The following is a 13,087-nucleotide window of genomic DNA, read 5'->3' as shown; positions in this document are numbered from 1 at the left end:
GCCAGTGTCTAGTCTTATTACCGAACTAGTACAAGTCCGTCGTCAGACAGGCCCGTAAGGGCGCGCGTTGATGGGCGCGCCCTCCTCGGCGCCTACTTGTTCTCCGGTGCAAAATGCTGGGCGAGCGTGGGGTTTGCGACCAGGTCGCACTTCTCGTTCTCGTAGGCTGGCGCGACGTCCTTGAACGTCTCGACGACCTTGAAGCCATGCCTGTCGTCGCCTTCGACGATGTAGATGTTCTGGCGCAGATGGTGCGACTTCGGCTCGAGCTTCACGGTGCCGTTCGGTGCCTCGAAGCTCAGCCCGCTTTCGAGGGCGGCGATAACCGGAGCTGTCTGGGCCACTCCTGCCTTGTTGACCGCCGCCGCCCACAAATGCACGGCATTCCAGATGTCGACCGCTTCCGAGATGATCGGCGTGTCGCTGCCGTACTTCGCAGTCCACAGCTTGACGAACTCGGCATTGACCGGATTGTCGACGACCTGGAAGTAGCCCTGGTCCGCGACGAGCCCCTTGCCGGCCGCCGGTGACACCACGACCTGCTGGTTGCCGGAGCCGTAGTTGGTCGAGACGACGCCGATCCTGTCCTTGAGGCCGGCGGCGGCGAACTGCTCGAGGAAGCCGGTCTGGTTGGCACCGACCGGCAGCGCCACGACGAAGTCCGGCCTGGCAGACTGGATCTTCTGGACGGTCGGCGCGTAGTCGGTGACCGTCAGCGCCAGGAAGTCCTCGCCCACAACCTGCGCACCGGCCTTCTTCGCATATTCCCTGACCCAGTGCGCCGAGATCGTCCCGAAATTGTAGTCGGGCGCCATGATGTAGATCCGCTTGCCGTATTTCTTCACCGCCCAGTCGATGAGTACCGACAATTGCTGCGAGGCGGACGGTCCCGTGACGAAGGTCTGCTTGTCGCAGGCGCCACCTTCGTAGAGCGATCCATAGAAGTAAGGGATATTGACCTTGCGGACGATTGGCCGGATCGCCTCGCGTGACGAGCTGGTGAGACCGGCGAACAGCGCGCTCACACGATCCCGCAGGACCGCCGTATTCGCATACTGGGTGTATTTGCTCAGCTCCGACTGTGCGTCGTAGCCGACAACCTCGATCGGCTTCCCGAGCACGCCGCCCTTTGCATTAATGGTATCAACGGCCAGTTTCAGCGCGTTGTTCTGCTGAATGCCGTAGATGTTCAGGCCGCCGGTCAGGTCGAAAATAGCGCCGATCCTGGTCTGGGCCTTTGCCGGCTCACCGGCCAGCAGCGCAACCGCTGCAGAAAGATAGATAGCCAAACAAGCGTGTCTCATGGTGTCCCGCTCCGAATCTTCGAGCAGAGCACCAGCTTGGGACTATAGATTGTTCCTAAAAACGCAAAAAACGACGCGCCAAGACCAGATGCCCAGCTACGTCGTTGGAATTTTTCGTGCGCGTCCTCGCACGTCGTCCTGCTTAAACACCGCGCAACGGCTTGTCAATGTGGAAAGAGCCCCCGCCGAGCTCTGTGGCAGCTCAGTGCCTCTCTGGCCCATTTGTACGCTGCGACGCGCAACAACACTCTGGTCATGGATGCGCGATGGAATTGCGGAGCTCGATCGAGTTAGATCAACGTACACAGCTCAGAACGAAAACAGGCAAAAACCGTCTCACAAGAAGCCACGCGACGTTGCGCGATTGCAGCCGATCGCCTGCTCCCACTCTATCATTTTGAACGACGGCACGTCGTTGAGCTGTAAGCACAATTTTCTCGATCTGACGGACAAACGCCGACGGCATACCCGCCGTATTTTTTTGGTCTTGAATCCACAAGAAAAATTGCTCCTCATGGAATGCAGGCAATTCCGCTACCTATCGGAGTCTATCGATTGGATGGCGCGCCGCATGCGCAACCAACACTGACAGTGCCCGCACTGACACAAATCTTAAAATACCGTCAGATGTCAGGAGCATTCCTCCGCTCCCCGGACTGCCGTGCTCCGGCCTAGGCGCCCGGCGTCGACGAACTGGCGACGTCGATAGTGCGCGCTTCGGCGTTAGTCCTCTCCTTCGAGTCAACGTTGAAAGACGATTTTGCCGCCGACAAGCGTGATGTCCGCCTTGATGTCTTTAATTTGCTCTTCCGGAATGGCCATGTAGTCCGCGGAAAGGACCGAGAGGTCGGCAAGCTTGCCCGGCTGGATCGTACCCTTGCGTGCCTCGTCGAACATGTAGCGGGAAGCTGCCGACGTGTAGAGGCGGAGTGCCTGTTCGCGACTGATAGCTTCCGGCGCACCGTAGACGCTTCCGTTCGGATCCTTCCGCGTCACCATGATGTACATGTTGAGGAACGGGTTGATCGGGTTGACCGGGAAGTCGGTTCCGGCACCGAGATTGTCCAGCCCCATCTTCTCGATCAAGGTCTTTGTCGGCACGGCGCGATCGGCTGTTGGCCGCCCCAGGAAGCGCTCGACGGTCGCAGCCTTGTCCCACATGAAGACGTTCTGGAAATCGACCCTGACCCCCAACTTGTGGGCGCGCTCCATCTGCTCAGGTCTGATCAGGCTCGCGTGGATGAGAACAAAACGACGGCCGCTTATGGACCGTTCCTTGTCGGCCGCCTCGAAGGCGTCGAGCACCTGGTCGATGCCGAGATCACCTACGACGTGCACGCCAACACGCCAGCCGTAGCGATTGCAGATTGAGACGAGTTGCGTGAGCCGCTCGGGGGTCTGCTGGGCGATGCCGTGGTAGTTGTCGTGCGAATCCGGATAGACGTCGCGCATCAACGCCGTCTTCAAGGTCATGCCGCCATCGTAGAAGATCTTGATGCCGGCAAACCTGACCCAGTCGTCGCCGAAGCCGGACGAAGCGCCATTAGCCGACATGATCGCTTCCCAGGCGCCTAGATCGGCGGGCGGCTCAGGTCTGTACATCAATCCCGTCCGCAGCGTCGCTTGTCCGGACGCCGCGAGCTTCTGCAGCGTACGGACGTCGCGCGCTTCCGTGGCGCCTTCGACCGCGCTCGTGATCCCAAAACTGTTCAGCGCGCCTTCCGCAAGTGTGAACTGCCTGATTTCATCCTCTTCGGTCCACGGCGGAACGGCCTTCTCGACCCGGTCGATCGCGGTCTCGACGAGGACGCCGATCAGTTCGCCGGCCGCGTCGCGCTCGAAAAAGCCACCGTCCGGGTTTGCGGTGGTCTTATCGATGCCTGCCTTCTGCAACGCCATCGTGTTCGCCATCGAGAAATGCCCGACGGTGCGCAAGTAGACCGGATTGTTCGGAGCGACGCTGTCGATCTCCTGTCTCGTCAGGTAGCGCTTCTCGGCGAGTTGTGACGGCGGGTGCCACGCTCCCCCAACGATCCACTCGCCCGGCTTCTTCTTGGCGACGAAGGCCTTGATTGCCTCGAGCGCTTCCGCGACCGTCTTCGCCCGGCCCATGACGACGACATAGTCGCCAAGTCCAGCCGCCTTGAAGTGCGCATGCGTATCGATCAATCCGGGAACGACGGTCTTGCCGGATACATCAAGCACCTGCGTGCGCGCTCCGGCGAGCGCCCGCATGGACGCGCTGCTTCCGACCGCGAGAATCTTTCCGTCCCGGACGGCGATCGCTTCGGTCACGCTGGATTGCTCGTCAAGGGTCAGGACCCTTCCGTTGACGAGAACGAGATCGGGCGAATTGACGTCCGCCGGCTGTGCTGTAGCGGGTGCTGCGGCTGCGAACAGAATTCCAGCACCGAGTATCGCGAGCACCGTCGACCTGCGGACCATTCAAACCTCCCGATTATCTTGTTCAATAGGCGAACATCTGGTCTTTCTTCGATGATAGCCGCGCGTATCGAAGCGGTCCAACAATCCGGCAGCCGCTCACGCCGCGACGGTGGCTCCCCCATCGACGACGACGGTCGAACCGGTCGAGAAGGGATTGCATGCGAGAAAGAGGACCGCGTTCGCGATGTTCGGCCAAAGCGGTCGGCGGAGAGGGTCTGGCGGAATACCAGAAAGGGACGCTGCTTCGTAATGCTGGTCGAGAGCTTTCCTATACGAGCGAGGATGTCGGTGAAGTTGCCCATCAGGCACCGAATATTTTCGCCAGCAGGTGGACGATTTCTGCGGTCGACACTTTCATGCCGAGATCCTTGCCGAGATCGACCAAACGAGTGCCCCAGCGCTTCAGCTTCCCAACATCCGACCGCGGGCAATTCATCTTCCCCCGGACGACTGATCCGATTGGCACAGCGAACGCGAACTTATTTGCTCGCTCTCTCGCGGGCCAAACGGCGCCACTGCGCTGGTGTCGTCCCCGTTCGGTCGATGAACACGCGCCGGAACGCCGCCACAGACTGATACCCGACCGATTCGGCCACGACCTCGATGCTGATCGTCGGCTTCTTCAGCTCGTTGGCGGCCAAGCTCATCCGGATATCCGTCAACAGATCGGCGGCCGAACGCCCCAGCTTGTCCTGAAAATGACGCGCGAAGGTAGCCCGCGACATGCCGCACAAGTCAGCGAGATCGATCAGATTCCAGTGTCGCGTCGGATCACCGAACATTCCTGCAATAGCCGGTGCAAGTCGCGAATAACTCGTCAGCGCCAGCAGTCCTTCTGGAGCTGACTCAGATTCGCTCGCTGCACGTAACACCAGCGTGAACAGCACCGAGGAAAGCCCGCGAAGGATGGCATCGCCTCCCGGTTTGTCGCTTGTTGCCTCCATCCGCATCAGCGCCACGAGATTGGCCAGATGGTTCGAAGCTGACCCAGTATCGTCCCCAGCAAGCCCCTCTATGGACCGCACTACCAGCTTCGCGGGGAGGCAGTTACGAATCAGGCGATCATGGGGCGCTCCAATGAAAAATCGCCCGCACAACATGTCTAGACGCTCACCCGGGCCACTATTCTTTTTGAAGGCCCACCCTCCAGAACCTTGCCGAACATCAGTCGGCCCCGCTGGAGCTCCACTGCCATCGTGCAGCACATAGGCCGACCCATGAGGCAACAGGATGATATCACCGCCTACCAGTTCTTTGGCCGTTTCAGTATCCGTCTCAAGAAACTCGATTACAGTCCGGCCATTGAGCACGATATGGTAAGGAATCTCATGTGCCGCACACTGAGACTTGGCCAAACGCCACGGCGCACCATACGAGCAGCAAATCTCTAGCTGCCCGGTGACGGTAATAATTTGCAGAAGCCGGCTCAGCCAATCGGCCTGGGGCACATTTCCTCCGGAAAATTAACTGCTCCCGCCTGGATGCGCTCCTAATGACTTTTCTTGAGGCGCATCCAGACTCGAACATTACGCTCGCTAGCTCAGATCGACCCAGCCGGGCTTACGGGAGGGAAGTCTTTGTCTGGATCGAACACGTTGTTGAAGAAGTTCGTCAGGGAGTACATGGCCACCAGGGCGATGATCTCCATGATGTTCGCATCCGTGTAGCCAGCATCGCGCACGGTCTTCAGGTCGGTGTCGCTGACCTGTCCGCGCGACTGGATGACCTTGCGCGCGAACTGGAGGGCGGCGTCGCGCTTCGGATCGGAGGCATGACCCTGGCGCGCAAGGATGATGTCATTGGCCGGCAACTTGGCCATGTGTTCGGCCGTATAGCTGTGCACGGTCAGGCAGTAGTTGCAGCCATTCACCTCCGAGACCGCGAGACCGATGCTGTCACGGGTCTTCACGTCAAGCGTCTTGCTCAAGGAGCCGATTAGGTCGGCCCACGCGTTGAACGCAACCGGGCTCTGCGCGAAGCACGCCAGCATGTTGGGGGTGAATCCAATAGTCTTGGTGAACGCATCGAGCGTCGTTTTCGAATCCGCCGGGACGTGTTCCGGCTTAGGGGTTGTAATTCTGGACATCGATAGCTCCGTATGTGTTGGTGCGCCCCGCTATGGGTTCAACGGAAGCTCAGGACGTCGAGCACGGGCCGGCGTGGCTTCGACGGCCAATTCCCATCACGCATCGGCCCGACCGCGAGAAGCATCACGGGGATCTCGTTGTTGGCGAGGTTGTATTCCTTTCTCGCCGCGGCGGGGTCAAAACCGATCATCGGGGTCGAGCCCCAGCCCATCGACCGGGCAGCGTAAATGATCGCGGCCGCGCCGAAAGTTGCGCTGCGCATCGCCTCGTCTCGTTGCTGCTGCGGGTTATCGTCGTAAATACCGCGGGCACCCTTTTCCGCTTCAGGAAGCTGGTCCGCCGGCATGTAGCCCGCTTTCACCATCGGGCCAAAGACCGCGGGTACGGTGCTCGCATCAGCGAGCTGGCCGATGATGATGAATGTCACCGCCGCTTCGTAGCTAATCGCCTGGTTCCAGGCGATCGGGCGTAGCCGCTCCTTCGCCTCGGGTGAACGCACGGCAACGAAACGCCAGTTCTGGAAGTTGAACGAGGTCGGCGCCGAGGTCCCGATCTCCACTAGGGCGGTGATCTGTTCGTCAGTCAGAACAGCCTCAGGATCATAATACTTCGTAGCACTGCGGCTCAGCATGGTTTCGATGACTTCATTGGTTATGACGAGATCTACGTTAACACTGCGAGTTTGAGCGTTTTCGGCGATGGCGGTGGTCATAGCGGTCCTTTGATCGACATGTTGGAGAGGTATAGATACGGCCACGCACTAAGTGGTTCGAGACGAACTCGGCTCAATTAAAGGCTCGATACGCTCATCTTTCTCCGAACCGACGATGCGCTCTCTCCCCCGTGTTGCATGGCGCAGTTGCAGACACACTGTTCGCACCTCTGCCGTTACAGTGATCAACCTGATTTTCGTAAATGGAGCAGGACGGTGCGAGGCGCTGCCTGCTGGAACAGCATTGGCGTGCCTGGCGACATTCGGAATTGTTTTTAAAAATGGTTAGAGAAGATCAAGCACATCGGCCACCGACATACGCGGCTTCTGCGGCCAGTTCCCAGCTCGCTCCGGTCCAACGGTCAACAACATGGCGGGCACTTCGTTTTCGCCGAGACCAAACTCGGCGGTGCACCGCGTCGGCGTCAAAACCGATCATCGGTGTGGATCCCAGGCCAAAGGAGTGAGCGGCATAGATCATCGCCGCTGCGCCAAAGGTTGCGGTCCGCATGGCTTCGTCACGCTGGCGCTGCGGTTGGTCGTCATAAAGACTGCGTGCGCGGCGTTCGCTCTCCGGCACCATATGTGCCGGCATGATCCCGGCTTCCACGACAGGTGCCAGGCGCTGTGGGAGAGTGTTCGCATCCGCCAACCTGTCAATGACGATGAAGGTGACTGCTGCATCCATGATCGCCGGCTGGCTCCAAGCGATCGGACTGAGGCGTGCCTTGGCTTCAGGCGTACGTAGGGCGATGAAACGCCAATTCTGCAAGTTGAAGGACGTGGGCGCGGTCGTACCGATGCGCACTAGCTCGCGAATCTGATCGTCGCTCAGAGTGGCGGCTGGATCGTAGACTTTGCTAGAGCGGCGACTCAAGATACATTCGATGACGGCATTGATCTTGGTGGTTGCGTTGGGCACGATTATCTCTATGGATGACGGGATAGATTGAGGTACACGAGTGCTTTCGCTCTATGCGGAATTGCTCTCACTCACCGCCCGTATAAGCAGCCAGAAGACACTTGAATGAACGATGCCTGATCCGCCCTGCGAGGCGGTTTTACTCGACGGACGGAAAGTCGACGTCGGTGCCGTTGATACGGTTGAAGGTATTGGTGAAGATGCCGAGTGCAATGGTCAGCGAGATTTCCGCCAATTGGGTGTCGGTGTAGCCGGCCTCACGGATGGCATTGAACTCGTCGTCGCTGATCGTGCCGCTCGTGGCATGCAGGTGGGATACGAAGCGCACCAAGGCATCACGCTTGGCATCACCCGTGGGCTGCCCTGCGCGAATGGCATGCAGCGCGTCGACCGGTAGACCCGCCAGTTTGCCGACGAAGCTGTGCGCAGCCACGCAAACGTCGCAACCGGTCTTCTCACTGATTAGCAGCTTGATGGTTTCGTGCTCTTGCCTGCTCAGGTTGCCCGCGTTCAATGTACCTTGGGCGTCGAGCACGGCGGCCAAAGACGCCGGTATAAGGTGGCCCAATGCGGCGTACGTATTGGGAACGCGACCACCGGAAAGTTTTTTCACGCGCGCATAAATATCGGCAGTGGCGCCGGTCGCGGACTCGACGGCGGGGATAGCGATGCGGCTCATGGTTTGGCTCTCTCGTTAGGCAGTTAAGACCTGCCGCTTTAAGCTCAGCCGATACCGATTTCGAGACTAGGTTTGCTCAATAAAAGACCTAAAAGTATCAAGACAACGAGACGATCGATTCGCCCGATTGCGGCGCGGGACGGCGGACGTTTTCTCGCCGAGTTGAGCTCGATATTCGGGTATTTTATCCAGGATGTACACCGAGAGCGAACGCGTCCTCGCCCTCGCGTGCCAAGCGACGCCATTGCCCCGGCCCCATCCCCACCTTGTCGGTGAAAACACGCCGGAATGCCGACACGGATTGATACCCGACTGCATCGGCCACGAACTCGGTCGACATTCCCGGCTTCTTCAGTTCGTTGGCGGCCATGCTCATGCGGATGTCTGTCAGGAGTTCGATAGGAGAACGGCCCAGCCCGTCTTGAAAGTGCCGCACGAGGGTTGCGCGAGACATGTTGCACAAGTCAGCCAGATCTTGAAGATTCCAGGGGCGCGCCGGACTGTCGAACATGGCTGAAATGGCTGGTGCCAATCGTGAATGGCCGGCAAGTGCCAATAGGCCTGCAGGCGCCTGTTCAGACTCACTTGCCGCGCGCAGTGCAAGTGTGAACAGCGTTAGCGTCAGTCCGTTGAGGATTGCATGCCCTCCTGGTCTTTCGCCAGCGGACTCTATGCGCATCATGCTCACCAGACTGGCCAAGTGGTTCGAAGCTGCCCCGATGCCCGCTTCACCACGACCGGCCATGGCGCGTACCATTAGAGTCCTGGGTAGATAATCGCGGATCAGCCGATCATGGGGCGGTTCGATGAAAAATCGCCCGCACAACATGTCCAGATGCTCTCCTCCGCCATCGTTCTCCCTGAGCATCCATCCTGCGGAAACTTGGCGTTCGTAGGTTCGACCCGGCATACGTCCGCTGCCATCGTGCAAGGCGTGTGCCGACCCGTGAGGAAACAACACAATATCCCCGGCCAGCAATTCCCTCGCCGTCCCCGTTTCCGGATCCTCAATAATGGCACTGCCTTTTAGCACAACGTGGTAGGGAATTTCGTGTGCCGCGGAGTGAGCGAAATCCACACGCCATGGTGAGCCATAAACGCAGCGGGCCTCCACCTGGCCAGTGACCGTCATCATTTGCAGGAGATGGCTTAGCCAGTCGATTTGGGACATACGAGAAGTACCTTCACTAATCTCCACGTGCGAAAAGGCGGGAAGGTGAAGAATCGCCCTCCCTTCCCGAGTCCTCACGGACGAACGCGAATGATCGTCTTCCCCGGCCGTCGCTCGGTCGGGTTGAAGGCAGCGACAGCATCGTCGAGGGTTGCGACAGTGCCAATGTTCGTTCGCAGTCGTCCGTCCCGCACTCGCTGGACGATCTCGCTCAGTTGGGCGCGGTTGGCCTCGACAACGAAGTCAATCGTCCGGCCATCAGCGGGGCGCGCCTCTGTCGGGCCTGCGATTGTCACCAGCGTTCCCCCGGCTCGAACCGCGCTTGCAGACCGCTTCGCGATGTCGCCGCCGAGGACATCGAAAACCAGATGGACTCCGCCAACATCTTCCAGAGCGTCGTTATCGAGGTCGACGAACTCCTGCGCGCCGAAGTCGAGAGCCGTCTGGCGGCCGGCAGCGCGTCCGGTGCCGATCACATATGCCCCGGCCTCACGCGCGAGCTGGGTTGCCATCGAACCGACCACGCCAGCCGCACCGTGCACAAGGACGCTCTGCCCCGCACAAAGGCGGCCGTGCTCGAACAGCCCCTGCCACGCGGTCAGGCCCGGCATCACGAGGGCCGCGCCCACCGTGAAGTCAACGTCCCCCGGTAGCGCGGCGAGGTTGCGGGCCTCGACGACCACATACTCCGCCAGCGTGCCGTCGCGAGTCCAGTCCGTGAGGCCGAACACCCGCTGTCCCACCGATAGCCCCGTTGTTCCATAACTGAGGGCGGTGACCACTCCGGCCAGCTCGTGGCCGGGGATCGAAGGCGTCCGGTCACGGCCGAGACGATCGATCCAGGTCGAGGGCCATGCCAGTTCATCTCCGGTGAATCCCGACGCATGGACCTGAACAACGACATCGCCGTAATTAGCGCCCGATAGGCTGGCGAGCGCTGCCCCCTGCGGCTCCGGCCGTTCCACCAGCTTCATCCCGGCCGTTCCCGCAGCTTGGTCCGTCACAATGATCGCCTTCATCGTGAATCTCCTTGTTTTGACTCACTCGGACTGGCAATGGCATTTGAAAGCTTCGCGCAAGCCGATGGCATCCACGCGCATATGGCGTGATGTCGCGGCCGGCAACCTAGCTTTCACCAAGACGCCACACCTTCAACCAATTGTATTAACAGAGAAATTTGGCGAGTATGGGCTCCTATGGGGTAAGATAAGCAAGCCAACCAGATGCTACAATTGGCCATTTCCGATGGATTGGTTCGGCCAAGCCGAAGGATGAGAAATTGCGCTTCGATCTGACGGATATGCGGTTGTTCTTAACCGTGGTGGAGCGGGGCAGCCTCACCAAGGGAGCCGAGAGCATGAATCTGGCTCTCGCTTCCGTGAGCGAACGCATTTCCGGGATGGAGTCTTCGCTTGGCGCCCAGCTCCTGGAGCGAAATAGGCGGGGTGTCACTACGACGCCGGCCGGTGACGCTCTGGTTCGCCATGCACGGTTGATACTGGATCAGGTAGAGCAGATGCGCGGTGAGTTGCGCAGCTACGGCACTGGCCTGAGAGGACGCATCAGGCTCTTGTCCAACACGGCCGGGTTGGCCGCATTTCTTCCTCCTCGGCTCGGCCGTTTCTTGGTCGCTTATCCAGATCTTTCAATAGATCTCTATGAACGACCGAGCGCCGAGATTGCGCGGGCCATCCTGGAAGGTCGTGCTGACCTGGGAATTGTAGCTTACCACACTGGTCTGGCGGCGTTGCAGACTCACGTTATCGCGCAAGACCAACTCGTCGCTGTTGTGAGCGAAACGCACCGCATCAGCGATCACCAATCGATAGCTTTCGCAGATGTCGTTGATGAGCCGTTCGTTGGCGTGGCCGACGCTGCATTGGAAGCATATTTAGGAGAACGTGCCGCACGCCTGGGTCGGCAAATTTACTACCGCATTCAACTCAGGCGCATTGAGAACATCGCAATGATGATTGAGTCCGGCGTTGGGATCGCCATTTTGCCCGAAGCCTCCGCCAAAGATGTAAGCCACCTCGGTTTGACAATCGTGCCCCTTCGAGACTCCTGGGCGCTAAGGCAGCTTCATCTTTGTGCGCGTGACTTCTCTGCGCTCACACCGCACGCCGGCTTGCTTGCGCAGCAGCTTATGGAGCCGAAGGTCGCGATCTCTTAAGCGCTATGGCCGCCGCAACCCCTCGTGTGAGCTGGCATCGAGCGGTAATAGGCGTGGCTGTCTATGTCATACGCTCGCACATCGTCATCTGCTTCAGAAGAGGAATGGGTGAGCAGCGAGTTCAAGACCGAGAATACCGATAAGGATCAGGAACCAACGTCGAAAGGTTGCCGCGCTTATGCGCCCACGGACCATTGTTCCGACGTGCATCCCCAGCAACGCAGGAATGATCGCAAGGACTGACAGGGTAATACTTCCAAGATGGAAAGCTCCGCCACGGGCGAGGCCTGCCGCCAATGCAATTGTTGAGACCGTGAACGACAGCCCGAGCGCCTGGATGAGATCGTTTTTGGAAAGACCGAGAGCCTGAAGATAAGGAACGGCGGGAAGCGTGAAAACTCCGGTTGCTCCGTTGATTAGTCCGGTTGCCAACCCGATGACAGGCGACAATGAACGTTCGAAGCGCGTGGGAACCGACAGTGGCTTCGCAAATAGGCCGTGCACTGCAAAGATAATCAGGGCGGCACCCAATCCAACACTTGCGTATACGGTATTGGCGCTCGTCAAAAGCCACGAGCCGGCAAGGGTGCCAACCAGTATGCCGAGCATCATCACCCAAAGTCTTTTAATCAGGCCCAGAAAATTCGGCCCTGTAAACAACTGCCAAAAGTTTGTGACGAAGGATGGAATGACCAGCAGAGAAGCTGCACTGACTGGCGGCATGATCGCGCTGAGGACGCCCATAGAGACGGTCGGCAAACCCATTCCCGCCACGCCCTTGACGAATCCGGCGACGAAAAACGTCAGCGCGACAAATAGAACATGCGGCGAAAGATAACCACTCATCCCGACTCCTCGGACCAGGCCGTGTCCCCATTTTTGACTTCGCGTAGGCCCATGGCATCCGCGTGCATATAGCGTGATAGCTCCGAAAAAATGTCGCTCTCACTAAGGCGCCATTCTCCAATCTCTTGTTTTATAGTCAAAATCGGCAAGCATGGCGTCGCACTTAGCAAGCTACGCTCACATTACCGATCGCCACAATTGGTCATTTCCGATAGGAAACTTCGGCGACGCCGAAGATTAAGAATTGTGCTTCGATTTGACGGATATGCGGTTGCTCATGACCGCGGTGGAGCGAGGTAGGTCCGCGCCAACCTGAACAGAATCGCGACGAGATCCTTGAGAACACCTTCACAAGAGGCTTGCCCCAAGGAAGCGCAATTCGAAGTGTCGCGAGAATTCAAGGACGACATGTCCCGCGCAGGAGCCAGGGCGCGATGACGACAGCAGACGCTTTCTCCCACTACTACTCGCACTTTACGCGAGACCAGGATCACTTCGAATCGCGACTGGCCAGGCTCAAGACTCCGGTGAAGGTGGTTCGGGGCGAGAAGGACCTCTACATCAAGAAAGAGATGGGCCTTGAGTTCGCCGAAAGTATCCACGCAGAACTCACGCTCCTCCCCGGCATTGGGCACTTTCCTCATCTGCAGAACCCAAAGCTGACTATCGATGAGGTTCGTGCTTCATTTCGATGAGTGCGCAATGGCCCAATCGCTGCACCTCGAGCCGAAGTAGAAGCGCCGGTCCG

The 13,087-nt window shown here is 59.0% G+C and carries 11 protein-coding genes and 1 pseudogene; 2 read left to right on the top strand and 10 right to left on the bottom strand.

What is annotated here, in order from left to right; translation table 11 throughout:
* Positions 1-92 precede the first annotated feature (92 nt).
* From ACVMDN_RS13870 to ACVMDN_RS13830, 9 genes and pseudogenes are all read right to left on the bottom strand, one after another.
* Complete coding sequence (locus ACVMDN_RS13870) at positions 93-1,289, bottom strand: urea ABC transporter substrate-binding protein (protein ID WP_456835173.1); 1,197 nt, start codon at positions 1,287-1,289, stop codon at positions 93-95.
* A 756-nt stretch (positions 1,290-2,045) separates the two neighbouring features.
* The gene (locus ACVMDN_RS13865) at positions 2,046-3,749 is read right to left on the bottom strand and encodes an amidohydrolase (RefSeq protein ID WP_141339942.1); all 1,704 of its coding nucleotides are present in this window, start codon (positions 3,747-3,749) and stop codon (positions 2,046-2,048) included.
* Positions 3,750-4,228: 479 nt separating this feature from the next.
* On the bottom strand, positions 4,229-5,197 hold the full coding sequence (locus ACVMDN_RS13860) for an AraC family transcriptional regulator (RefSeq protein ID WP_076826641.1): 969 nt from the start codon (positions 5,195-5,197) through the stop codon (positions 4,229-4,231).
* A 92-nt stretch (positions 5,198-5,289) separates the two neighbouring features.
* Positions 5,290-5,835: a carboxymuconolactone decarboxylase family protein gene (locus tag ACVMDN_RS13855; RefSeq protein WP_076826639.1), complete on the bottom strand. Its 546-nt coding sequence runs from the start codon at positions 5,833-5,835 to the stop codon at positions 5,290-5,292.
* 38 nt (positions 5,836-5,873) lie between these two features.
* Positions 5,874-6,548: a nitroreductase family protein gene (locus tag ACVMDN_RS13850; RefSeq protein ID WP_076826637.1), complete on the bottom strand. Its 675-nt coding sequence runs from the start codon at positions 6,546-6,548 to the stop codon at positions 5,874-5,876.
* A gap of 285 nt (positions 6,549-6,833) precedes the next feature.
* Positions 6,834-7,482, bottom strand: a pseudogene (locus ACVMDN_RS13845) (nitroreductase family protein).
* A gap of 127 nt (positions 7,483-7,609) precedes the next feature.
* Positions 7,610-8,149, bottom strand: coding sequence for a carboxymuconolactone decarboxylase family protein (locus ACVMDN_RS13840; RefSeq protein ID WP_076826635.1), 540 nt, complete (start codon positions 8,147-8,149; stop codon positions 7,610-7,612).
* Between the two features lie 184 nt (positions 8,150-8,333).
* On the bottom strand, positions 8,334-9,320 hold the full coding sequence (locus ACVMDN_RS13835) for an AraC family transcriptional regulator (protein ID WP_076826633.1): 987 nt from the start codon (positions 9,318-9,320) through the stop codon (positions 8,334-8,336).
* 74 nt (positions 9,321-9,394) lie between these two features.
* Entirely contained in the window at positions 9,395-10,339 is a 945-nt protein-coding gene (locus ACVMDN_RS13830; protein ID WP_076826631.1) for an NADP-dependent oxidoreductase, read from the bottom strand.
* A gap of 260 nt (positions 10,340-10,599) precedes the next feature.
* On the opposite strand from ACVMDN_RS13830, the gene ACVMDN_RS13825 reads away from it, so the two are divergent.
* Complete coding sequence (locus tag ACVMDN_RS13825) at positions 10,600-11,493, top strand: LysR substrate-binding domain-containing protein (RefSeq protein WP_141339943.1); 894 nt, start codon at positions 10,600-10,602, stop codon at positions 11,491-11,493.
* A 93-nt stretch (positions 11,494-11,586) separates the two neighbouring features.
* Here ACVMDN_RS13825 and ACVMDN_RS13820 read toward each other — a convergent pair whose 3' ends face one another.
* A complete protein-coding gene (locus ACVMDN_RS13820) occupies positions 11,587-12,339 on the bottom strand; it encodes a sulfite exporter TauE/SafE family protein (protein WP_076826628.1) in 753 nt (250 codons plus the stop codon).
* A 434-nt stretch (positions 12,340-12,773) separates the two neighbouring features.
* Here ACVMDN_RS13820 and ACVMDN_RS13815 point away from each other — a divergent pair, with 434 nt between their 5' ends.
* The gene (locus ACVMDN_RS13815) at positions 12,774-13,034 is read left to right on the top strand and encodes an alpha/beta fold hydrolase (protein ID WP_194295337.1); all 261 of its coding nucleotides are present in this window, start codon (positions 12,774-12,776) and stop codon (positions 13,032-13,034) included.
* Positions 13,035-13,087: the final 53 nt, after the last annotated feature.

Source organism: Bradyrhizobium sp. USDA 4510, from assembly GCF_054059095.1.
Note: the sequence above shows the minus strand (reverse complement) of the source record. Positions and strands in the feature narration are given on the sequence as shown.

Coding starts and splice junctions, on each gene's coding strand:
- ACVMDN_RS13820 (WP_076826628.1), bottom strand. CDS start 12,339: ATGAGTGGTTATCTTTCGCCGCATGTTCTATTTGTCGCGCTGACGTTT.
- ACVMDN_RS13840 (WP_076826635.1), bottom strand. CDS start 8,149: ATGAGCCGCATCGCTATCCCCGCCGTCGAGTCCGCGACCGGCGCCACT.
- ACVMDN_RS13865 (WP_141339942.1), bottom strand. CDS start 3,749: ATGGTCCGCAGGTCGACGGTGCTCGCGATACTCGGTGCTGGAATTCTG.
- ACVMDN_RS13835 (WP_076826633.1), bottom strand. CDS start 9,320: ATGTCCCAAATCGACTGGCTAAGCCATCTCCTGCAAATGATGACGGTC.
- ACVMDN_RS13850 (WP_076826637.1), bottom strand. CDS start 6,548: ATGACCACCGCCATCGCCGAAAACGCTCAAACTCGCAGTGTTAACGTA.
- ACVMDN_RS13815 (WP_194295337.1), top strand. CDS start 12,774: ATGACGACAGCAGACGCTTTCTCCCACTACTACTCGCACTTTACGCGA.
- ACVMDN_RS13855 (WP_076826639.1), bottom strand. CDS start 5,835: ATGTCCAGAATTACAACCCCTAAGCCGGAACACGTCCCGGCGGATTCG.
- ACVMDN_RS13830 (WP_076826631.1), bottom strand. CDS start 10,339: ATGAAGGCGATCATTGTGACGGACCAAGCTGCGGGAACGGCCGGGATG.